This is a genomic window from Bradyrhizobium sp. USDA 3240, from assembly GCF_054063295.1.
This window is the reverse complement of sequence record NZ_JBSSGD010000002.1, coordinates 2,232,759-2,253,443: the sequence shown is the minus strand read 5'-3', so window position 1 is coordinate 2,253,443 and position 20,685 is coordinate 2,232,759. Positions and strand designations below refer to the sequence as shown.

18 protein-coding genes and 1 pseudogene are annotated in these 20,685 nt (G+C 60.9%); 13 read left to right on the top strand and 6 right to left on the bottom strand.

Going from position 1 to position 20,685, the window contains the following annotated elements; translation table 11 throughout:
- Positions 1–37: 37 nt before the first annotated feature.
- From ACVIGA_RS11370 to ACVIGA_RS11345, 6 genes are all read left to right on the top strand, one after another.
- The gene (locus ACVIGA_RS11370) at positions 38–1,006 is read left to right on the top strand and encodes an amidohydrolase family protein (RefSeq protein WP_375776342.1); all 969 of its coding nucleotides are present in this window, start codon (positions 38–40) and stop codon (positions 1,004–1,006) included.
- 19 nt (positions 1,007–1,025) lie between these two features.
- Entirely contained in the window at positions 1,026–1,826 is an 801-nt protein-coding gene (locus ACVIGA_RS11365) for a maleate cis-trans isomerase family protein (RefSeq protein ID WP_456666447.1), read from the top strand.
- Positions 1,823–2,674, top strand: coding sequence for an alpha/beta fold hydrolase (locus tag ACVIGA_RS11360; protein ID WP_456666446.1), 852 nt, complete (start codon positions 1,823–1,825; stop codon positions 2,672–2,674). The genes ACVIGA_RS11365 and ACVIGA_RS11360 overlap by 4 nt, the downstream gene beginning before the upstream one ends.
- Positions 2,661–3,719, top strand: a complete 1,059-nt coding sequence (locus tag ACVIGA_RS11355; protein ID WP_456666445.1) for a 2,5-dihydroxypyridine 5,6-dioxygenase — start codon at positions 2,661–2,663, stop codon at positions 3,717–3,719. Before ACVIGA_RS11360 ends, ACVIGA_RS11355 begins: the two co-directional genes overlap by 14 nt.
- Entirely contained in the window at positions 3,716–4,381 is a 666-nt protein-coding gene (locus ACVIGA_RS11350) for an isochorismatase family protein (RefSeq protein WP_456666444.1), read from the top strand. The genes ACVIGA_RS11355 and ACVIGA_RS11350 overlap by 4 nt, the downstream gene beginning before the upstream one ends.
- A 354-nt stretch (positions 4,382–4,735) precedes the next feature.
- A complete protein-coding gene (locus ACVIGA_RS11345) occupies positions 4,736–6,337 on the top strand; it encodes an MFS transporter (RefSeq protein ID WP_456666443.1) in 1,602 nt (533 codons plus the stop codon).
- 46 nt (positions 6,338–6,383) lie between these two features.
- On the opposite strand, the gene ACVIGA_RS11340 is transcribed toward ACVIGA_RS11345, so the two are convergent.
- Positions 6,384–7,589 carry an ABC transporter substrate-binding protein gene (locus tag ACVIGA_RS11340; protein ID WP_456666442.1) on the bottom strand — a complete coding sequence of 402 codons (1,206 nt, stop codon included), beginning with the start codon at positions 7,587–7,589 and terminating at the stop codon, positions 6,384–6,386.
- 186 nt (positions 7,590–7,775) lie between these two features.
- On the opposite strand from ACVIGA_RS11340, the gene ACVIGA_RS11335 reads away from it, so the two are divergent.
- From ACVIGA_RS11335 to ACVIGA_RS11325, 3 genes are read left to right on the top strand one after another with little or no spacing between them, the layout of a single operon-like run.
- Complete coding sequence (locus ACVIGA_RS11335; RefSeq protein WP_223976913.1) at positions 7,776–8,435, top strand: helix-turn-helix domain-containing protein; 660 nt, start codon at positions 7,776–7,778, stop codon at positions 8,433–8,435.
- A 3-nt stretch (positions 8,436–8,438) separates the two neighbouring features.
- On the top strand, positions 8,439–8,876 hold the full coding sequence (locus ACVIGA_RS11330; RefSeq protein ID WP_456666441.1) for a cupin domain-containing protein: 438 nt from the start codon (positions 8,439–8,441) through the stop codon (positions 8,874–8,876).
- Between the two features lie 26 nt (positions 8,877–8,902).
- On the top strand, positions 8,903–10,030 hold the full coding sequence (locus ACVIGA_RS11325; protein WP_456666440.1) for an iron-containing alcohol dehydrogenase: 1,128 nt from the start codon (positions 8,903–8,905) through the stop codon (positions 10,028–10,030).
- Between the two features lie 110 nt (positions 10,031–10,140).
- On the opposite strand, the gene ACVIGA_RS11320 is transcribed toward ACVIGA_RS11325, so the two are convergent.
- The 4 genes from ACVIGA_RS11320 to ACVIGA_RS11305 all read right to left on the bottom strand — a co-directional run bounded on the left by ACVIGA_RS11320 (position 10,141) and on the right by ACVIGA_RS11305 (position 15,226).
- Positions 10,141–11,130: a Csu type fimbrial protein gene (locus ACVIGA_RS11320; protein WP_456666439.1), complete on the bottom strand. Its 990-nt coding sequence runs from the start codon at positions 11,128–11,130 to the stop codon at positions 10,141–10,143.
- A gap of 87 nt (positions 11,131–11,217) precedes the next feature.
- The gene (locus ACVIGA_RS11315; RefSeq protein WP_456666438.1) at positions 11,218–13,617 is read right to left on the bottom strand and encodes a fimbria/pilus outer membrane usher protein; all 2,400 of its coding nucleotides are present in this window, start codon (positions 13,615–13,617) and stop codon (positions 11,218–11,220) included.
- Positions 13,618–13,657: 40 nt separating this feature from the next.
- Positions 13,658–14,401, bottom strand: a complete 744-nt coding sequence (locus tag ACVIGA_RS11310; RefSeq protein WP_456666437.1) for a fimbrial biogenesis chaperone — start codon at positions 14,399–14,401, stop codon at positions 13,658–13,660.
- A gap of 84 nt (positions 14,402–14,485) precedes the next feature.
- Positions 14,486–15,226 (bottom strand): Csu type fimbrial protein, encoded by a 741-nt coding sequence (locus ACVIGA_RS11305; protein WP_223976923.1) that lies wholly within the window; start codon positions 15,224–15,226, stop codon positions 14,486–14,488.
- Positions 15,227–15,871: 645 nt separating this feature from the next.
- Between ACVIGA_RS11305 and ACVIGA_RS11300 the strand changes: the two are divergent.
- The 4 genes and pseudogenes from ACVIGA_RS11300 (at position 15,872) to ACVIGA_RS11285 (ending at position 18,289) form a co-directional block, all read left to right on the top strand.
- Positions 15,872–16,458: pseudogene (locus ACVIGA_RS11300) on the top strand (DUF4238 domain-containing protein).
- The gene (locus ACVIGA_RS11295) at positions 16,455–16,688 is read left to right on the top strand and encodes a DUF4238 domain-containing protein (RefSeq protein ID WP_456666436.1); all 234 of its coding nucleotides are present in this window, start codon (positions 16,455–16,457) and stop codon (positions 16,686–16,688) included. Before ACVIGA_RS11300 ends, ACVIGA_RS11295 begins: the two are co-directional and overlap by 4 nt.
- Positions 16,595–16,867, top strand: coding sequence for a hypothetical protein (locus ACVIGA_RS11290; protein WP_456671017.1), 273 nt, complete (start codon positions 16,595–16,597; stop codon positions 16,865–16,867). Before ACVIGA_RS11295 ends, ACVIGA_RS11290 begins: the two co-directional genes overlap by 94 nt.
- Before the next feature lie 171 nt (positions 16,868–17,038).
- The gene (locus ACVIGA_RS11285) at positions 17,039–18,289 is read left to right on the top strand and encodes an SIR2 family protein (RefSeq protein WP_456666435.1); all 1,251 of its coding nucleotides are present in this window, start codon (positions 17,039–17,041) and stop codon (positions 18,287–18,289) included.
- A 541-nt stretch (positions 18,290–18,830) separates the two neighbouring features.
- Here ACVIGA_RS11285 and ACVIGA_RS11280 read toward each other — a convergent pair.
- Entirely contained in the window at positions 18,831–19,865 is a 1,035-nt protein-coding gene (locus tag ACVIGA_RS11280) for an IS110 family RNA-guided transposase (protein ID WP_456666426.1), read from the bottom strand.
- Positions 19,866–20,685 lie beyond the last annotated feature (820 nt).

Sequence of the window (20,685 nt, the reverse complement as noted above, 5' to 3'; positions counted from 1 at the left end):
GGGATCCGCGTATGTCGAGATCCGCAAGGAGCAATTCATGTCGTCCAGAATCCGCAAGATCGCGCTTGAGGAGCACTTCACGGCGCCGGGCTTCGAGGAATACTCGAAGGTCTTCACCAAGCACATGGACTCCGCGGCGCAATCAAAGCTGTCGTCCCAACTCAGGGACTTCGAAGATTTGCGGCTGGGCGAGATGGACCGGGCCGGAATCGACAAGGTCGTTTTGTCGCAGACCGGACCAGGCGTTCAGGGCGAAACCAACATAGACGTTGCCATCCGGCGCGCTGCCGAAGGCAATGACTATTTGGCGCAGCAGATTCAGCGGCATCCGGCTCGTTATGCCGGCTTCGCATCGCTGCCGATGCATTCCCCGAAGGCGGCTGCGAGCGAACTGACCCGTGCCGTCGAAGTTCTCGGCTTCAAGGGAGCTCTGGTCAACGGCCATACCGGCGGGATCTACTATGATGATCCGGCCTACGATGCGTTCTGGGAGCGGATGCAACATTTGGACGTGCCGCTCTACCTGCATCCGACGGACCCAAGCCCGGTTCCGAAAGCCTATGACGGCCATCCTGAACTCACCGGCGCAGTGTGGGGGTGGGGCGTCGAAACCGCGACCCATGCGCTCAGATTGCTGTTCGGGGGAATCTTCGATCGCTTTCCGCGGTTGAAGATCATCCTCGGCCATATGGGTGAGGGGCTGCCGATGCTGCTCTGGCGGTTCGACAGCCGGTTCGCCGTTTACCCGCATGGCGTTCGGCTTGCGCACAAGCCGTCCGAATACTTCGGACGCAATATCTTCATCACGACGTCAGGCGTCTGCTCGTCTGCGGCGCTTGCCTGCGCGCTTGCCGAGATGGGCAACGACGCCGTCATGTTTTCGGTCGACTACCCCTACGAGTCGACGGCAATTGCCGCGGATTTCATCGAACGGGCACCGATATCCGAGGACGTCCGCGTGCAGGTCTGCTCGCGCAACGCCGAACGCATTCTGAAGCTGGCCTGATCGGCCGAGGAGACACCACATGCACAAGGTCTATCGCATCGGTCAGATCGTTCCGAGCTCGAACACGACCATGGAGACTGAAATTCCCACGATGCTCAATGCGCATTCGCTCGCGCATGGCACGCGCTTCACCTTCCATTCGAGCCGGATGCGGATGAAGACGGTCAAGAAGGAAGAGCTCGCGGCGATGGACAGCGAGTCCGATCGCTGCGCGCTCGAGCTCTCGGATGCGCGTGTCGACGTCCTCGGCTACGCCTGTCTGGTCGCGATCATGAGCATGGGGAAGTCGTATCACCGCGTCTCGCAGCAGCGGCTCCATGGTCGCACGGTCGAGAACGGCGCGCCGGCTCCCGTTGTGACCAGCGCCGGCGCCCTGGTTGATGCGCTGCATGTCATCGGCGCCAAACGTATTGCCGTCGTCGCGCCGTATATGAAGCCGCTGACGCAACTCGTCATCGACTACATCGAGCATGAGGGGGTCAAGGTCTGCGATTCCCGCGCGCTCGAGATTCCGGACAACATCATGGTCGGTCGGCACGACCCGGCGAACCTGCCGAAGATCGTGGCGGGGATGGACCTCAAGGATGCCGACGCGGTCGTCTTGTCGGCGTGCGTGCAGATGCCGTCGTTGCCTTCGATCGCCGAGGTCGAGGCAAGAACCGGCAGACCCGTGATCACCGCAGCGGTGGCGACCACTTACGCCATGCTGACGGCGCTCGACCTCAACACGCGAGTGCCGGGTGCCGGCGCATTGCTCTCGGGCGCCTTTGGCAACAATGCAGCGGCCACTCCCAACGCAAAGTTGCAGGTCGCCGGATGAGTACATTCCGATACGGCGCAAACGTCGAGGCCAACGGCGTGCGGCTGCACTATCTGCTCTACGGGCAGGCGCGAGCGGGACGTAATCCGGTCATCATCCTGCCGGGCATCACCAGTCCAGCCATCACCTGGGGGTTCGTCGGCGAGCGGTTTGGACGCGAGTTCGAGACCTATGTTCTCGATATCAAGGGCCGGGGGCTGTCGCAATCTGGCCCCATGCTCGACTACAGCCTGGACGCGCAGGCCGCCGATCTGGCCGCGCTGGCTGCGGCGTTGAAACTGCGGCGATATACCGTGGTCGGCCACTCGATGGGGGCCCGCATTGCCGTACGTGCGGCACGCAGCGGATTGCCCGGACTGGCCGGACTCGTCCTGGTGGATCCGCCGGTCTCGGGACCGGGCCGGCGCGCCTATCCGGCGAAGCTCGATTGGTACATCGATTCCATCCGGCTCGCGGTCGCCGGTTGCAACGCTGAAAAGATGCGGGCGTTCTGCCCGACCTGGACCGAGGATCAATTGAGGCTGCGTGCGGAGTGGCTGCACACCTGCGACGAGCGCGCGGTGCGCGAGAGCTTTGACGGATTCCACAATGACGACATTCACAGCGATCTCGGGAGGATCAACGTTCCCGTCCGACTGATCGCTGCAGGACGTGGTGACGTCATTCGCGATGAGGACATCGCCGAAATCCAGCGGCTGTTGCCGAGCGCTTCGGCCACGCGCGTCGTCGACGCAGGACATATGATTCCATGGGATGACGAGGCGGGATTCTATGCTGCCTTCGAGGAGTTTCTTGGCGCCCGCCTGGACGCCGCAATCAGCAAGGAGAAGCAACATGTCGGTCAGTGATCACGATCTGATACAGGCCTGGAAGCAGGTTCTCTCGTTGTCCAAGCTGGAGCGAGGCCAACTCGTCACTGTGCTCACCAGTTCGTCGACGCATCCGCAGACCCTGTCGACCGCGATTCTCGCGGCTGCATCGATGGGTGCAATCGTCAACCGGCTCGATCTGCTTCCGGTCAACGGCGAGAAGGCTCTGAGCCGCGACTCGCTGGCCTATCTCGGGACGACACCCCTGACCGGGAATCGCGCGGCGATCGCTGCACTGAAGGAGAGCGACCTCGTCCTGGACCTCATGACCCTGCTGTTCTCGCCCGAGCAGCACGACATCCTGAAGGCGGGCACGAAAATCCTGCTGGCTGTCGAACCACCGGAAGTCCTGGTTCGGATGGTGCCGACAATGGCCGACCGTGCGCGCGTCACCACCGCGAGTGCCAAGCTCGGCAAAGCGAAGGAGATGCATGTGACGTCGCCGGCCGGCACGGACGTCCGCTTCAAGCTCGGTCAGTTCCCGGCCATCAGCGAATATGGCTTCGTCGACGAGCCCGGGCGGTGGGATCATTGGCCGAGCGGTTTCGCCTTGACCTGGGCCAATGAGGGCGAGGCCGATGGAACGATCGTGATGGAGCGGGGCGATATCCTGCTCCCGATGAAGTCCTACATCCAGGATCGTATCCACTTTGGGATCGAGAAGGGCTTTGTGACCTCGATCGAGGGCGGCGTCGATGCCGAGATTCTGAGCGAGTACATGGCCTCGTACAACGATCGAGACGCATATGCGATGTCGCATATCGGCTGGGGACTGCAGCCGAGAGCCAAGTGGTCGACGCTCGGTCTCTATGACCGGGAGGCCACGATCGGCATGGACGCGCGGGCGTTCGAGGGCAATTTCCTGTTCTCGTTCGGGCCGAACAACGAGGCCGGCGGGAGCCGGACGACGGCCTGCCACATCGATATTCCGATGCGGAATTGCACGATTGCGCTCGACGGGGAGGAGGTCGTCCGAAACGGAAAGGTGCTCGATGGCGGACCGGTTCGTGAGGCCGCCGAATGACCGACGACACGTCGACATATCGCCGGCAGGGCTTCGGTCAGGATCTGGACCTCGAGGCACCGTTCGGGTTGCTGATCGTCGATTTCGTCAACGGATTCCTCGATCCCGCCGTTTTCGGCGGCGGCAACATCGCTGCCGCGATGGAGAGGACGGTCGGATTGCTGGGCGAAGCGCGTCGGCGAAGGTGGCCGGTTGCGCATTCGAGGATCGTATTCGTCGACGACGATGCCGACCGCAACGTGTTCGCGATGAAGGTGCCGGGGCTGCTCACGCTGAAGGAGTCGTCCTCCAACAGTGCGATCGTTCCGCAGCTTGCGCCGAAGTCGGGTGAGCTGGTCGTCCGAAAGACCGTGCCGTCGGCATTCTTTGCGACAGGACTGGGACCATGGCTGACGCAGCGTGGCGTCCGCACGCTTGTGATCGCCGGTTGCGTGACCAGCGGTTGCGTCCGCTCAAGCGTCGTTGACGCGATGTCGCTGGGCTTCCTTCCGCTCGTGGTCAGGGATTGCGTCGGGGACCGCGCGATCGGTCCGCACGAGGCGAACCTGTTCGACATGTCGGAGAAGTACGCGGTCGTCATGGACCTGGCCGATACCTTGAAGCTCGTGGAAGCCAGGACTGCTGGTTCTGCCGTTGTGAGTGGCAGCGCAGGCATCAGCTAGCGATATCGACGCCCGCTCGGCGGCAGAATCGACTGCGCAATAGCCGCCGATCGTGCCCGCACGTTTCGACGACAAACTCCCTGCCTATCCCGCGTCTCCGCGGATTTTTTTTGCCCGCGCTGTCGAGGTTTGACGCAGAGGTCAGTCGTCAGGCGTCGATCAGGGTCTGTAATTCGTTTGTATACTGATGAAATATTGGTGCATCCAACTTGTTCTGATCGGGTTATGTCGCGGAATATATGCTTATTTCAGCTGAATAAAACCTGCGTTGATTCCGTATTGTCTGCTTTCGCAAAAGTGATATGCTCAGTATACATCTCAATTACACAACATAAGATGAGAGGTGAGGGGACGATGACGGACACGCTGCATTCTGCGAGCACTATTCGCGCGACTTCCGCAATGACCGCCGAGGAGAAGAAGGTCGTACTGGCATCGTCCTTTGGCGCGCTGCTCGAATGGTACGACTTCTACATCTACGCGGCCCTTGCCGTTCAGCTCGGGCACCTCTTCTTTCCGAAGGGCAATGAGACGGCGGCATTCCTCGCAAGCCTCGTAACGTTTGGCGCCGGCTTCCTCATTCGCCCGATCGGGGCGCTGTTCTTCGGCCGCCTGGGGGACATGGTCGGACGCAAGAAGACGTTTCTGGTGACCATCATCCTCATGGGCGTCGCCACGGTCGGCGTGGGATTGCTCCCGACCTATGATCAAATCGGAATAGCCGCGACGTACGGGCTCGTGCTTTGCCGCTTGCTGCAGGGTCTCGCGCTTGGCGGCGAAGTTGGCGGAGCCGTGACCTATGTCGCGGAGCACTCGCCGGTGAACCGGCGTGGCGCGTACACCAGCTCACTTCAGACCACAGCGACGCTTGGGCTTCTGAGCTCCATTATCGTCGTCTTCGGGTTGAAGCTCATTCTTTCCGATGCGCAGTTCCACGGTTGGGGCTGGCGACTGCCATTCGTGCTGTCGCTGCTGTTGCTGGTCGTGTCGGTCTATTTCCGGGCGAAATTGAATGAATCGCCCACGTTCCAGCGCATGAAGGCTGCCGGCGCAACGTCCAAGGCGCCGGTCACGGAGAGCTTTACGCGCGCCGCGAACCTCAAATACGTCGTTCTGTTGTTCGTCGTTGCTGCAGGTCTTGGCGCTATCTTCGGTACCGGACACTTCTATTCGATGTTCTTTCTCAACAAGACCCTGAAAGTGCCGATGGATGACGTGCAATTGCTGATTGGGCCGGCCCTCGTGGTGGTCACGCCGCTGTATGTCTTCTTCGGCTGGTTGTCCGATCGCGTCGGCCGCAAGCCCATCATGGCGATGGCTTGCCTGCTCGCGGCTGTCACCATCCAGCCGATTTTCAAAGGTCTGACCCACTATGCAAACCCGGCCCTGGAGCGCTTCCTCGAGAGCACCGATATCGTCGTCACGGCGCGCGACTGCAATTTCCGTCTGTTTGCCGAGGCGACCACGGAATGCGACAAGGTCACCGGCTTTCTGACCGATCTTGGTGTCCAATATCGATCGGAGCCAGCAGCCCCCGGCACACCGACCACGGTCAAGATCGCGGGACAGGTGGTCGAAGGCTTCAACCCTGACAGCCTCAGGCAGGCGTTGGTCTCGGCGGGATGGCCGTCGTCCGCCGATCTTTCGAAGATCAACCGCCCCGCGGTATTCGGGCTTTTGTTCGTGCTCGTGCTCTATCTGGCGATGGTATACGGCCCGATGGCGGCCTTCATGGTCGAACTGTTTCCGGCGCGCATTCGATATACGTCCCTCTCGTTTCCGTTCCATGTGGGCGCCGGCTGGGTCGGAGGCATGCTGTCCTTCGTCGTCACGGCAATGAATGTGTACTCCGGCAATCCGTACTTCGGATTGTGGTACCCCGTGATCGTGTCCGGCTTCGCATTTGTTGTCGCGATCTGCTTCGTGCCGGAGACGCGTGGTCGTCCGTTGGATTGAGTCCATGATGGCGGACGATGGCGTTTGTCACCGTCCGCCTGCGTCGTTACTGCGAGACCAGCTCGCAGCCACCCTCGCCGAGCGGGCGGAAGGCCTGCTCGGCGGGAATCGTCGCGACGATGTCGTAGTAGTCCCATCGTCGGCTCGAGGCCGCCGGTGTCTTGACGCGCGCCAGGTACATGTCGTGCACGAACTGGCCGTCGGTACGGACCATGCCGCGCGCGAACGCGTCGGCTACCGGCAATTCGCGTATCTTGGCCGCGACAGCGAGGCCATCGTCGGAATTTGCGGCCTGCACCGCGCGCAAGTAGTGACGCACGGCTGAATAGACGCCGGCCTGGGTCATGGTCGGCATCCGCCCAACCTTCTCAAAGAACCTGTTGGCCCACGCCCGCGACTCTGCATCGCGGTCCCAGTAATACGCGGTGACGAATTGCAGGTTCTGCGCGGCCGCGAGGCCCATCGCGTCGACGTCGGTGAGGAACACGGTCGGTGCCACCAATGCCTGTCCGCGGGTGATGCCGAACTCGGCGGCCTGCTTCACCGAGTTGGTCATGTCGGCGCCGGCGTTGGCCAACGCGATCACCTTGGCGCCGGACGCCTGCGCCTGCAGCAGCACCGAACTGAAGTCGGCGGTGTTGAGCGGGTGGCGCACCTCGCCGATCACTTTGCCGCCGCCGCTCTCGACCGCGCGGCGCATGTCGGCGGCGAAGGCGTGGCCGAACGAATAGTCCACCGTGATCAGGAACCAACTGTCGAGCTTCTGCGCGGTGAGCGCCCGTGCGAGGCCGTAGCCATTGGTATAGCTCGTGTAGACCCACTGGAACGAGGTGCGGGTGCAAGCCTTGCCGGTGAAGTCCGAGGAGGCCGACGCGTTCAGCACGATCTTGTTGCGTTCCTTGGCGAGCGCGGTCACCGCGAAACCGACGCCGGAATTGGAAATGTCGGCAACGGCATCGACTTTCTCGGTGTCGAACCAGCGCCGCACGATGCCGAGCCCGATGTCCGGCTTGTTCTGGTGATCGGCCGAGACGATCTCGACCGGCACACCGCCGATGCTGTTGCCGAATTCCTCGGCCGCCATCTTCGCCGCGATGACCGAGCCTTCGCCGCCGAGGTCGGCATAGGCGCCAGAGCGGTCGTTGAGAACGCCGATGCGGATCACATTGTCGGACATCGCGGCGTGCGCGATGTGAATGTGTAGCAACGTCGCGCTCATTGCCGCGCATAGGATCCTGAGAGTGCTTGTCATGGTCGGGTGCTCCTCCGGTGGTCGTGTTGTTTGCGGTTTGCTTTTGTTGCGTGATACGCAATTCGCTTGTGTATCGATGCGGAGAACCACCGGGATTTGCGACAGTCTCAACATCGGGCGCAATAAAAATTGCTTGTAGAGCAATTTTTATTGACAAGGAAGCAAATTGAAGAGAGGGTCGGAGCAATGAAGACGCAGGACGAGACGCTGGCGAGGCTTGGAGCACGCATTCGCTCGCTGCGGGAGGAACGTGGCATGAAGCTGAAGGATCTGGCCGACAGCACCGGGCTGTCCGACGCCTTCGTGTCGCGCCTCGAGCGCGGCCAGGTGTCGAGCTCCGTTGCCAACCTGATCCAGATCGCGCAGGCGCTCGACATTGGCGTCAGCGAATTGTTCGCCGCACCGCAGGACCAGTCGCGCAGCCACGTCACGCTGCATCGCCATGGCGACGATGGTGAGGACCAGAGCATCCCGAGCACCGGCTATCGCTGGCGATTGTTCGCGGGCGGCATGCCGAACGATGATCTGGAGGTGTTTCACCTCTCGTTCCCGCGCAAGAACCGGATGGACCTCATGGTGTCGCATCCGGGACAGGAATACTGCTACGTGATCAGCGGTCGCATCCGCTTCCACGTCGGCGCCGAGGTGTTCGATCTCGCGCCCGGTGAAGGCATTTTCCTCAATTCCGAGCTGCCGCACCGCGCCGACAACATCAGCGAGGACGAAGCGCGCATCCTGATGGTGGTCGCGAAGTCGCCGCAGAAGGCCGAGCATTTCGACTGGTGGCGCGTGCCGAGCGCCGCCGCTCCACCTCGATCACCCAAGAGCAAGCCCCAAGGAGACTGATCCATGCAGACTGCAACCGCGACTGGCAGGCACCTGCCGTATGAGGCGAAGCACATCGACGATGTGGAGTGGGAGACGATCCGCTGGCCTGGCGAGACCGGCAAGATGCTGTTCCACCCGCGGCCGGAGCGGCCGACCGAACCGAACGCGGGCATCCTGCGGCTGGAGCCTGGCGCACATCACCCGATCCACAATCACGAGTTCGCGCAGGTCTGGTACATCCTCCGCGGCGAATTCAGGATCGACGACAATCTCTACACGGCGGGCACGATGATCTTTCATCCGGACCCGCATTTCGAAGGCAGGTTCGAGACCGCGACCGGCGGCGATATCCTGATCGTGCAATATCCCGGTCCGACCACCGGTGGGCGGCCGATCTATGCGGGGCGCTTCAACATGGAGCAGCGTCGCGACATCGCCGAAGAACGCACCGATCTCTGATCGATCGACGCAACGGACGACAGGCCATGGCGCTGATCACCTATCTCACCACCATTCGCTTCGGCTTCGGCGAGGCGGACGCGCTCGGCGATGAGATCGCAGCGCTCGGTATCCGTCGGCCGATGCTCGTTACCGACCGCGGCATTGTCGCGGCCGGCCTGGCGGCGCGCGTGACCGCCTCGCTCGGCACTGCGCCGGTGGTGTTCGACGCGACGCCGCCGAATCCGACCGAGCGTGCGACGCAGCAGGCGCTCGCACGCTATCGTGAGGCCGGATGCGACGGCCTCGTCGCGCTCGGCGGCGGCTCGCCGATCGATCTCGCCAAGGCGGTGGCGCTGCTCGCCACCCATGAAGGCCCGCTCGCGCAATACGCCGCGATCGACGGCGGTGTCGCGCGGATCACCGCCGCCGTCGCGCCGGTGATCGCGATTCCGACCACCGCCGGCACCGGAAGCGAGGTTGGCCGCGCTGCCCTCATCACGCTCGAGGACGGCCGCAAGGTCGGCTTGATCAGTCCGCATCTGATCCCGGCGCGGGCCATCTGCGATCCGTTGCTGACGCTCGGCCTGCCGCTGGCGTTGACGGCCGCAACCGGCATGGACGCACTGTCGCATTGCGTCGAGACCTATCTGTCGCCGCGCTTCAATCCGCCGGCGGATGCGATCGCCCTCGATGGCGCGGCGCGCATCGTCGGCCATCTCAAGCATGCCGTGACGGCGGGCGACGACCGCGACGCCCGCGCCGAAGTGATGATGGGCGCGCTGCAGGGCGGCCTGTGCTTTCAGAAAGGCCTGGGTGCGGTGCACGGGTTGTCGCATGCGCTTGGCAGCCTTGCGTCGCCGAGCCTGCATCACGGCACACTCAATGCCGTGCTGATGCCGGCCGTGATACGCTACAATGGTCCGGCGATCGCGGCCAAGCTGCCGCGGCTGCGGCTGGCGCTAGGTCTGGCCGATGATGCTGACGTCGCCGCGTTCTTCGATACGCTCAATGCCGAGCTCAATCTGCCGCGCGGCCTGCGCGCCATGGGTGTGCCGGCCTCGGTACTGGACGACATGGCGGAGAAGGCGGCGAGGGATCATTCCACCGCCACCAATCCGCGTCCTGTGGATGCCGACGGCTACCGCGCCATTTTCCAGGCGGCTTGGGAGTGAGTTGACCGCAGCGATGATTCTGGCCGGCGATGCCGAACGGCTGCTTCGATGCAGCGGGCGTGTCGATTTTATCTTTCGAATTTTCAAACCGCTGGTCCGGGAAGATCGGGCTAGAAGGTCACGGTGACGACGATGGTGTCGGCGTAGGCTCCTGGAGGGGGCGAGATTTGCGGTGGAACGCGCCCATAGACTGAAACGTTCTGGTTCAACGCTGTTCCTGTGCCAAGCACGCAGGTATTGGCGCCGGACGTGCAGGTCGTAGCGGATGTCGTACTCGTCCAGGCGCCGGTCCGCGCCGCGTCCGTATAAAGATTATAATTGATGAAGCTGGAGCTTGCCTGCATGCGCCGCTGGCTGCCGCTTGCGTGTAGTCCGTTGTCGAGGCCGATCGAGTAGGGGGTCGTATTGGTGCACTTCACCGAAATCGTTCCAACGCCGTCAATATTCGACGTCAACAGCGAAGCGTTACCGAAGTTGAGCGGCGTGGTCGAAACGATGCAATTTCCGGCGATTGTCGCCGTCCACGGCGAGGAGCCCGCATTTGTCGTCGTTCCCGGGTTCGACGAACAATTCGGGCTTGTAAGAAGATAGGCCGCGTAGGCGACGACCGGAGAGGTCGTACTCCAGATGTAGGTCCCAGGTATCGTTGCCTGCTGATTGGCAAGGAAGCGCCCATAGACGGTCAGGCTTTGTTGCGCGGGCCCACCCAAAAGAGGAAGGCTGAGATTGATGCTGACGCCACCGGAGCCGTACGCGGTGGTTCCGTATCCCCAGGATCCCCAGACCTGCGTGCGCCCGGAATCCGAATAGAGCTCGTGTATTGCCGTATTCGCTCCACTTCCCAGCGATCGAACCGAGCTGCTGCTGTTGGGCGCCCCCTGGTTGAATTGCACACACGCATTGACCGTACAGCCGAGCGCACAGCCGCTGCATGTTACGGTGAATGTCGAGGTCGTATCGACGGCGCTGCCCGCCAGAATGTCGACAGATCCGTAGTTGCCGGACGCCGAGGTAACGGAGCAGCTTTGGGCGTGGGCCGAAAACGATGCCGCTTGCAGGAGCAAGGCGACGAGCAATGTTCGCTTTGAGCCGATGACCACGATTTCGATCTCACAATGCGCGTTGGTCGGAATGGATGATCGACGAGATTGATGTACGAAGACACTGTTTACGTATGAATGACTGCATCATCGGCACGCGACGCCAGGAATCCGGACCTGTTCGCCAGGCCTCGGAACAAACGCAAACGTTGCGTGGCAGCGGACGTCAGCCAACTCGATTTCGGCTTCGTTCAGTGACGATAGCCCCTTGATATAGGCTTGTCCGTCGTAGCCGACGACAAACTCGCCTCCGCCGGTCATGTGGCCGACGGCCCCGGCCGGCAGAATGCGATTGTCAGGCCCGACAAAGGTAACCAGCGCTGCCGTCGTCTCCTTGCGGACGTCGAATCTGGCGAGCATCCCGGCGCGATCAGCCGGAGCGACGATGTCATGCGTCGTTGCTGCTTCGTCGTCGACCGGAAGGTTCGTCGGGTCGATCGCAATCTTGTTCTTCTGGTAGGACCGGAGCGTCGGGATCAGCAGCATGCCGCTGGAATCGGTGACACCCGCCCGGCGGTTCTCGCTGAGGACCTCGACATCCGGCACGCCAGTCGCGACCACCGCGAAACTGTCGTCGATCCAGTTCGAAAGGAAAACGCCACCTCCCATGGTCGTGATCGACCCACGCAATTCCAGTGATCCCATGCTGCCGGATCCGGCCTGGCTTGCACCTGCCTGGATGGTGCCGTAGCTCGACCTGTAGGAAGCCGTGGCCTCCCGGTACCTCGATGATCCCTCGGAATCGTGGACGCGCCAGCCATAGCTGCCGGGCTCCGGACCAAGCGACTTGACGGCATCAACGCTACCGGTTGTACCGCTCCGTCCTCTGGAAACCCCGGTCGTGATCGATGCCGAGTCGCCAAAAGGGATGCTCAAACCGGCAAACACGCCGGTATTCTTCTTGGAGCGGAAATCGTGGAAGACGGTGGAGAATATCGACGCATTATAGGGCAACGAACGCGAGTAAGAGGCCGTCACGATATTGGAACGATGGCCTGAGTCATCGCGCAGACCGACAAAGCTTGCACTCAGGCTGGCCCGGGGGTCGAACGGCATCGGAGCGCTGAAAGTGATGCGATCGAGTGCGACCGGCGCACGGGCGCTGCCATAGATGCCGGTCACGTAGGCAAACGAGTTCGACAACGAAGCGATACTGCCGGGCAGGTAGTTGAACAGACCGTTCAGGTTTTGCAGGCCGCCGTTCAACGTCACGATGCTTTGCAATCTTGCGGTCGCCGAGGCAAGGTCGTCATAGGTGCCGAAGGTGTGTTGCGAACTCGCCGAAATGCTCACGCCGAAGAGCCGGGTCTCATAGGAAGCGTAGCTCTGCAGACCGCGGTTCGTGCCGCTTCCGCTGCCGGCCAGGGCCACGGCGGCGACACCGATCGTCCCGGTCCTGAAGATACCACCGATGCCACCGTTGATGACGCCGGCTCCGCCTTCGACGTGCGCCTCCGCCGTCAAGCCATCGTAGATACCTCGTCGCAGGGTTGCAGAGCCGACCGGCGAGCCGACGTAGACGTCACTGCTCGAGCCGTAGGACAGCCGCGGCAATCCGCCCTCCACGGACCAGCTGCTCAGCCCGGGCGCAAGCAGGCTCGAGGTCGCATAGAACGGCGCCGACGTCTGGATTTCGTGACCTGCCGAGTCCCGCACCACGAGTTGCGTCGTACCGGCGCCGGAAATCAGCGGTACGTTGTTCACGCTGAAAGGGCCGGACGCGACGTCCTGAGAAAATGTCTTGATGTTGTTGACATAGACATCGACGGTTGACGGCACTGCCGCGCTACCGCCGATGGTCGCGAGCGGCGCAGTGATGAGGTCGGGCCGCAGGGTAAAATCGCGTTGAGCCTGGAGGCCACCGATCCTGATCGGCCGTGACCAGGCCAGTCCGCCGTTGATCGTATCCCCAGCAACGTAGCCGATCATCCGGTCCTGGTCGGAATACTGGAAAGACGAATTCAGCCGTGTCGCCTGCGCAGGCTGCTGCGGACCAGTGCGGACGATCGCGGACTGTTCGGCGGTGCCGTAAGGCGAAAACGCCCGAGCATCGAGCAAGAGCGATGTGTTACCGAGCCCGATCAATCTCGGGGTCGCTGCGTTGCTGGTTGAACTCAACAGGTCATAATTCAGTACCGCACCGGGATCGGCCCGCGCCCTTGGCAGGTTCCCGCTGGAGCCGCCTGCGTCAAAGAGCTGCGGCTTGCGTCCGGCTCCGTCGACGGCAATGAATATCCGCTGTGTTCTCTCCTCATATCGATACTTTAGGGTCGGGATATCATCCAGTGCGATGATCTCGCCCGGTCGATGCGACGGGCCCGGTTGCAGGCCGAGGCTTTCGAGTTCCTCTACCGTTCCGCCGATACGACCGTCGTCGAACCGTACGAATGATCCGATTGTTCGGGCGGGCATGGAATTGATCACGACATCGAGTTGCAGATTTGTCTGGTTTTCCCCCGCGCGCGAACGCCCGACACAGAGGACCATGCCGAGGAGTGCTAGGATGGACACAAGCGCGGAGCCTCGTCTACCGCCGAGTCGGCGACTCAATAACCGCATGAGTCTGGCCCTTGTCCGTTTCCGCCGTGACGGAGATGGATCCGCCAGATCCAAAGCCGCGAGGATATTTCGGCGTGGCCCAACTCATTGAGGAATGTCCGAGGACATAGCCGAGGAGACCGTTGCCAAAGGACAAGGTAGCTCCCGATGAATCCTTAAGCCGCAGGTTTGCGATGCGTAGCCGCTCGTCGCCGGCATTGCTGGTCACGACGGTTAGTTGGCCAGCTTCGGTACGGAGCGCCCAGTTAACTTGTGGCCGACTGAACTCGCGGCTACGAAAAAACGCCGGGATCGACTGTCGTACCAAAAGATTGACGCTGCGACCCTGGCTGCCGCCCGCTCGCGGCAATTGGTCGACGATGACACGATAGCTTTCTTCGCCATTGACCGGCTGTTTCGACACCCGCACAACCCGCACGACGTAGTCTGAATGAGGTGCCATCCTGACGGCCGGAGGTGATGCCACCACATCGGTTGTCGGTTCAAGACTCTCCTTGCCGTCGGACTGCGACCAGCGAAGCACGCGGGTCTGGACCTCGACGTCGGCATCTTCGTCATTGCGTAGCGTCAGGGAAGCCGCCGCCGCCGGCGCATTCAGTTCCAGGAGAACGGGTTCAACGCGAAGCGCGGTGGCATGGGCAACCTCCATGCATGCCAGGCTTGCGGCAAACGCGGCCAGTAGAGTCGAATTTTGATGCATCGCGATGCCCAATCGATTTCGAAATCGTGCGCCAAGAAGGCGTTTCGTCGATACGCAGATGCAACGGTACAGCGGGCCGCTGCCGCGGCCCCTTCTTCAATAGGTGATGGTCATGACCACCGTGTCCGTGTAGGTGCCGGTGCTCGGTGCGGTGCCGGTCGCGGGAACGGTGCCGTAAATGTTGACCGTCTGCGCCGATCCGTTACCGGTGCCGAGAAAGCAGCCGTTCGTGGTCGTGCAGGTGGTGCTGCTGGTGGCCGTGGTCCAGGGGTTGGTATGGGCTGAATCAGTATAGAGATTGTAGTTGATGAAATTCCCGGCATTCGTCATCCGCCGCTGGCTGCCGGACACATTTGCTCCGTTGTCCATGGCGATGGAGTACGGGCTGCCATTGGTGCAGGTGACCGAGACGGTTGTGCTGCCCGACTGCAAGGTGGTCGCGAGCGTTGTTCCGGACACGCTCCCGAAATTGAGCGTAGCAGCGTTGATTGTGCAAGCCGCCGTGATGGTGATCTGAACGGTCAAGTTTGCGGTCGATGTGCCGGCCTGGGCGAACGTTTGATAGCTGGATGCCACGGCAACGAAGAGTGCGACCGCTCCCATTCGCGAAGCCTGCCCGATTCGTCGCTTCAGCAATGGTCCACGGTCGTCGCGAATGCGAATCGTTCGACAAGAATCGAAAGCCCGGCAGGCCGCTCTCGTGGTCAGCCGGCAAACTTCTTCGATATCTTCCAATGAATTCTTTTTCATCGCCAATTGTGCCCGAACACGCAGGCCGTCGTCGTCAACCAAAAAATCAAAATTGGGTAAATTTTGCATGAGCAAAAGCTTCGCCATGCCTGATCGAACTATCGAGAACTATGGCCCCATCAAAAGCTATAATGGCTAGCAAAGTCGGCCGGCGGATTCGGGGCACGCCGGCTCTGGCCGCGCTTGGGCCTAGCCTGCCTCCCTCTGAACTCATTGGTGGGCCCGGCAGGACTCGAACCTGCAACCAGACCGTTATGAGCGGCAGACTATCGATCAGCTTCGTTGATTTTCCTAAGCTTTCGTTCGATTTCGATCGCGTTTGTTGCGCTTCGTTCACGCCGTTTCTGGTGCGAAACTGGTGCGGTTGGCCAGTGCGCGTTTCGCGTCTAGGCCGCAGCTGATCACCTGCAAAGTCGCTTACGAAGGTTACCCGGTGCAAGACTTGAGGGCGTCGGCCTCTTGCATTGCAATTCGATTCCTGCGGTGGCCGCGGTCTGATTAGGAACGCATTTGATACCAACTGCTGGAATTCTATTGTACTTCAACGCCGTGATCTGTCCTTGGCCAAATCGAACCAGCACACTCCTTGCGGAACTCGATTTTGAGTCCCGTGGTTGATGCCGTAACGTATTGAAGTTCCAAAGTATAATTCGAATTTGTGTGTAAGAAAGTGTGTAATTCCGCTCCTCGCAGAGTTTCACCTTTCTGACGGAATGCCATCTAAGAGCGGCTATGGCAGCCAAAGGCCAACACACGATTCCGCGCCTTCCTCTCCAGCACTTTGCTGGAGCGCAGCCTGCCGGTCAGGTCTGGACCTACGATTCCGCTAACGGCCGGAGATGGTCGGCTGTCCCCGAAGAGACGTGCAAACAAACGCACTTCTATTCCGTCGAGCGCGGCGATGGCTCGATGGATACCCAGTTGGAAGTTTCTTGTCGAAGATCGAGAGCCAAGCAGCGCCGGTCTATCAAACGTTGTCTGAAGGGCGTCAACCAACGAGCGACGCAGAGCGCGCAGACTTGGCGCGGTTCTTTGCTCTCCTATACTGCCGTACGACAGCGATGCGCCGCATGGCTGCGCAAGTTCACGGCCAAAGCGCGCAAATTCTTCACTTTGCCTATGCCAGCGACCCCGAAGCTTTCGAGGCGCTAACCCGTCGTGCGGAAGCCGCGAAGGGCGGCCCGATTGATCCCGCTGTGAAGGAGGAAATCCGGCAACGCATGCTGAATCCAACCGGCTACGTCATGGAGATTCCGCAGCAGCGCACGCTGGGTGTATTGAAGATCGCCGACGCCCTGACCAGGTGTTTCAGAAGATGAAATGGTCGCTAGCAGAGGCTCAAGCTGGCTTGACCTTCATCACAAGCGACAATCCGGTCGCTCGTGAGGTTGATCCTAAAACGAGGCACCCCGCTCTTGGGGATCACGGCTTTCTCAACAAGACGGCGGAGATAACGTGTCCGATTTCGCCCTCGCGCTGCCTGATTCTCACATGGACGAACAAGCGCCCGAGCATGCGGTGCTTGACGCAGATCGCGTCGCCTATGTAAACGCAATTCGCGCCGTCCATGCAGATCGCTACTTGTTCGTCGATCGGAATGACGATGCGGTTGCGAAATTGGCTGAACAATTCAAAGACGCACGGCAGACCATGGCTACGGAAGGTTTCGGCCCTCCGCAATTCGCGCCCATCGAAGTAGCGCGGCGCTCGAAGCAGGATAAGAGCTAATCTTTTTCAAGAGGGTTGCGCTGCAACCCGACTAGGCTAGCGCAAATGAGCGGGGATAGGCCGTCAAGGTCGCCGCTCTTGCGGCGCTCGCCTTGGCCTTGACGGGCGGGGGCCGCAGGCCCGTACACTTATATATGGCATCCAGGCCAATTCATTGGTGGGTCCAACGGCATGAAAAAGCTCCTGATCATTCTCGGCGCTGGCAGTAGCATTCCGGTCGGGATGCCCTCGGTCTCCGATTTTGACAAGAAAATGTTCGAGTGGAGCGATGCTTGGTCGCCAGCGCCCGGATTGGAAAATTATTACCGAGCAGTCTGGAACGGGGTCGAGAAATATTACGCGTCCAGCCCCGACAGCATCAAGCCATGGCCGAATTTCGAGAAGGTCTTGGGCGAGATGGTGGGTCTCGCGCATTGGATGACGCCTTCCCCACTCGGGAATGCGCTCAGGCAGCTCATTTCGCCATCGGGCGCGCCCATCGGAATGACCTTCCACGATGGGCGCTATGCCGCGACGGTCAGTGTGAATGACCAGCTCACACACCTGCTCATCCAACTGGCAAAGCATATGCGCTCGCAGTGCAAGGGCGGAGCTGTCGCGCGGCACGCCAATTTCGGGGACTACAAGGCGGTCTTTGACGGTCTCCGAGGGCGCTTCGAGATCGGCGTGCTCAATCTGAATTATGATGACGCCGCACTGACTGCGATGCCTGGCGTATCAACTGGCTTTGGCCCAGACGGGCGCTTTGATGCCGCCGAAGTACATCGGCGATCAGCTTGGAATTTCGCCTACCACCTGCACGGCAGCATTTATCACGATCTTGAGCAGCCCTTCGGAAATCGGATCGGTTGGCGCTCCGACCTTGATGCGACGTTCTTCGATGGGCATGTCGGGAACAGCAACGACATACGATCGGACAATCGGGCATTTCCGAAGACGAGCCTAATCGCTGGCGGATTCAAGCTCGATCAACTGCTGGCCGAGCCGTTTCAATCACTCTATGCGGCCCTGATCCGGCGCGTTTACGAAGCCGACGCGATTCTGATTGGTGGTTACGGTTTCGGCGACGTGCATGTGAATCGCGCATTGCAAAATCGGCTTGAGGGCTCCGATCCTCGCCCGCCAGTTATGGTGCTAACGCGATCCTCTTCCGATACCCTGCCAATGGAGCTGAGGCGCGACGAATGGGGATTCAAGGTTGGACTTGTCTTGCACGCTCCCGCGCAATATCGCGAGCCAGGTCATGCCGCCTCGCCTGACATCGCCGAACTAATTGCTAAGAACGGCTTCGAAGTGTGTTCGCCCAATCGAGTTGCGATCTGGCATAGTGGGTTCGTGGAGGCGGTTCGTCGGCTAGATGCGATCGTCGATTGGCTGGACGAAAGCGCCGACGATGGCATTTTGGCGGGAACGAAGTCCTAATTAGTTATCGAGAGCGCTTCGCTCGGATTGCCACGTTTCGAAAAGGAGGCACCCGCTGAGGGGCAGTGATAGCGACGCCGGAACGGCGGGACCCGAAGGCGAGTGCAGTCGCGAGACCGGGCTAAAATGGCACCCGGGCGACGGGCAGTGATTGCGGTGCCGGAACGGCAGCCCTTCGCCCGAGTGCCTCCGGCGAGCGACATCTTGTATATAGTGAGAGGATCGAAGCCGAATGGCCGAGACCTTAGGGCTCGGTTCATATGTGGACGGCCCCCGACTTGCAAGGATTGGCTCGGGCAACATGCTCGGATCGCTTGCGCTCATATGTCCGGCCTGTTTATGGGTCTTGCGACCACCGGCCAAGATGGGCTTCGCGGACAGTGAGATCCAAACACAAGAGCGGCATTCTCTGCCGGTAAACCGAGCGGAGCATCTCACATGACCGGCTCGCGCCGAACGTACCACCTCTTCCTATCCTGCAAGTTCCGCCCTCAGCGTCAAACCTGCCGGTCTGGCGCCAAGCTCTGTATTTCGTTTGGGTCTATGTCGGCACTACGCTGCTTGCGGGTCGGTATCGCTCGCCGCTGATCATCAGCTTCCAGGCAATCCGCGCCAATTTGTTTGCTAACGCTATTGCCACAAGCTTTGGCGGCTTGCGCGTGATAATGTCTGTCAGCCAAGGCCAAGAGCGGCTCCCCCGTCGTCGCACATCCGCAATCACAGCCGTCGCGCCAGCTACCAAGACGGTTCGCAACATGCCGTCACCGGCGCGCGTTATGACGCCGAGCCGATTCTTGCCGGCCGTAGAGTGATTCTTTGGCGTCAGGCCAAGCCAGGCGGCAAAGTTTCTTGCCGATTTGAACCCATGCGCATTCACAACCTTGATTGACAGCAGCGTCGCACCGATCGGCCCAATTCCCGGAATGGTTGCCAGTCTTCGGCTCATCTCGTTGCTCCGATGGATTTGCGTGAGCTTCTTGTCCAACGTAATGATCTGACCGTCGACGCGCGCCAGTTCTGCAGCCAACGCCTCTATCAACTCTATCGCCAAGTCCGGCACTGTCGCATCAGCCTTGATATCGATCAGCAATTGCGGAAGCCGCGAAAGCCCTTTGGGCGCGATAAATCCGAACTCAGCGGCGTACCCGCGGATCGAATTGGCTAGCTGGGTTCGCCTACTGATGAACTGAGCCCGCACGCGCGTCAGCATCTGTGCGCCCTGCTGCTCGGGACTTTTGATCGGCACGAAGTTCTTGCGCAATTTTGGCCGGCTTGCTGCCTCGCAAATCGCTTCGGCGTCCGCAGCGTCGGATTTCCCTCGCTGCACATACGGCTTGACATATTGTGGTGGGATCATCGCCACCTCGTGCCCGAGCGATTGTAGCTCCCGCGCCCAATAATGCGACGCGCCGCAAGCTTCCATCGCGACAAACGCCGGCGGCAAACGACGAAAAAACTCCAGAACCTGGCCGCGCCTCAACTTGCGCCGCAAGACTGGCTGCTCCATCCCGTCAACGCCATGCAGCTGAAATACGCTCTTGGACGTGTCCAAACCGACTCGAACAATAGTTCCCACGGACGGCTCCTTCGTTTGAGGTCATCGACGCCCCCATCCTGCCACGCATACCGGCGGAAGGGGGCCGTCCACCCCAACACGAGAGCCCGGTGCGGCTATTGCCGCGCGCGCCGTAGATGCAGAAACACGAGGCCACGCGGGCTTTGAGATCCAGACCCAAGACTCCAGCCGGCTCGCCGAGGCAATCCATAACCTGTTAAATCTTACAGTATCGGCCAGACGTCCGACCCATTAGAATCCGGGAGCTATGTCGAGCGACCGGCGAACATCGTTGGGCTGGCCGCTTCAGCAGCTGGGTCGCTATCAGTAGCAAAACCAATAGTCCCGCTTCGCACAAACACGTGCGCCGTGGCTAACGCTAGCGGTAAACAACAACGCCCTGTTGGACCGAAAAGCAAATGGAGCATATCGCAAAAGTGATCGATACCCCCAGTTAGGATGACGCTGGCGCGGCCAACCCAGACATTCTCCGCGTCGGCCCATGTCGGCCCAAACAGCCACTCGTCGCAATTGAGCTATCGCCCGCACGTTGATTGTATGTGCCAATGGGCACTGACGGTCTCGAGGCGGATAGCGCAACTGGAAGGATTCTCGAAGACAGCCGCCGTGAGCAGAGTGTTGTCCTTGCTCAGCGCTGCCAGACACTTCGAATCTCCACACCCGCTCCACACTTCGCGGCAAGCGCATTTCCCGGACGAATAGAATCGCGCCGATGCCGCCCGTATAAGAACTCGATCGCCGTTAGCGCTTCGCAGATCGCGATGTTGCTCACATGATCGATGTATCAAAGCGCCCAAACGGCGTTGGTCCGCACGATCCA

What these genes read in the sequence shown, in the direction of transcription:
- ACVIGA_RS11315 (WP_456666438.1), bottom strand. Translation starts at nt 13,617, where the DNA reads ATGGTCCTCTGTGTCGGGCGTTCGCGCGCGGGGGAAAACCAGACAAAT.
- ACVIGA_RS11345 (WP_456666443.1), top strand. Translation starts at nt 4,736, where the DNA reads ATGACGGACACGCTGCATTCTGCGAGCACTATTCGCGCGACTTCCGCA.
- ACVIGA_RS11325 (WP_456666440.1), top strand. Translation starts at nt 8,903, where the DNA reads ATGGCGCTGATCACCTATCTCACCACCATTCGCTTCGGCTTCGGCGAG.
- ACVIGA_RS11355 (WP_456666445.1), top strand. Translation starts at nt 2,661, where the DNA reads ATGTCGGTCAGTGATCACGATCTGATACAGGCCTGGAAGCAGGTTCTC.
- ACVIGA_RS11285 (WP_456666435.1), top strand. Translation starts at nt 17,039, where the DNA reads ATGAAAAAGCTCCTGATCATTCTCGGCGCTGGCAGTAGCATTCCGGTC.
- ACVIGA_RS11305 (WP_223976923.1), bottom strand. Translation starts at nt 15,226, where the DNA reads ATGGCGAAGCTTTTGCTCATGCAAAATTTACCCAATTTTGATTTTTTG.
- ACVIGA_RS11330 (WP_456666441.1), top strand. Translation starts at nt 8,439, where the DNA reads ATGCAGACTGCAACCGCGACTGGCAGGCACCTGCCGTATGAGGCGAAG.
- ACVIGA_RS11370 (WP_375776342.1), top strand. Translation starts at nt 38, where the DNA reads ATGTCGTCCAGAATCCGCAAGATCGCGCTTGAGGAGCACTTCACGGCG.
- ACVIGA_RS11360 (WP_456666446.1), top strand. Translation starts at nt 1,823, where the DNA reads ATGAGTACATTCCGATACGGCGCAAACGTCGAGGCCAACGGCGTGCGG.
- ACVIGA_RS11295 (WP_456666436.1), top strand. Translation starts at nt 16,455, where the DNA reads ATGAAATGGTCGCTAGCAGAGGCTCAAGCTGGCTTGACCTTCATCACA.
- ACVIGA_RS11350 (WP_456666444.1), top strand. Translation starts at nt 3,716, where the DNA reads ATGACCGACGACACGTCGACATATCGCCGGCAGGGCTTCGGTCAGGAT.
- ACVIGA_RS11335 (WP_223976913.1), top strand. Translation starts at nt 7,776, where the DNA reads ATGAAGACGCAGGACGAGACGCTGGCGAGGCTTGGAGCACGCATTCGC.
- ACVIGA_RS11340 (WP_456666442.1), bottom strand. Translation starts at nt 7,589, where the DNA reads ATGACAAGCACTCTCAGGATCCTATGCGCGGCAATGAGCGCGACGTTG.
- ACVIGA_RS11365 (WP_456666447.1), top strand. Translation starts at nt 1,026, where the DNA reads ATGCACAAGGTCTATCGCATCGGTCAGATCGTTCCGAGCTCGAACACG.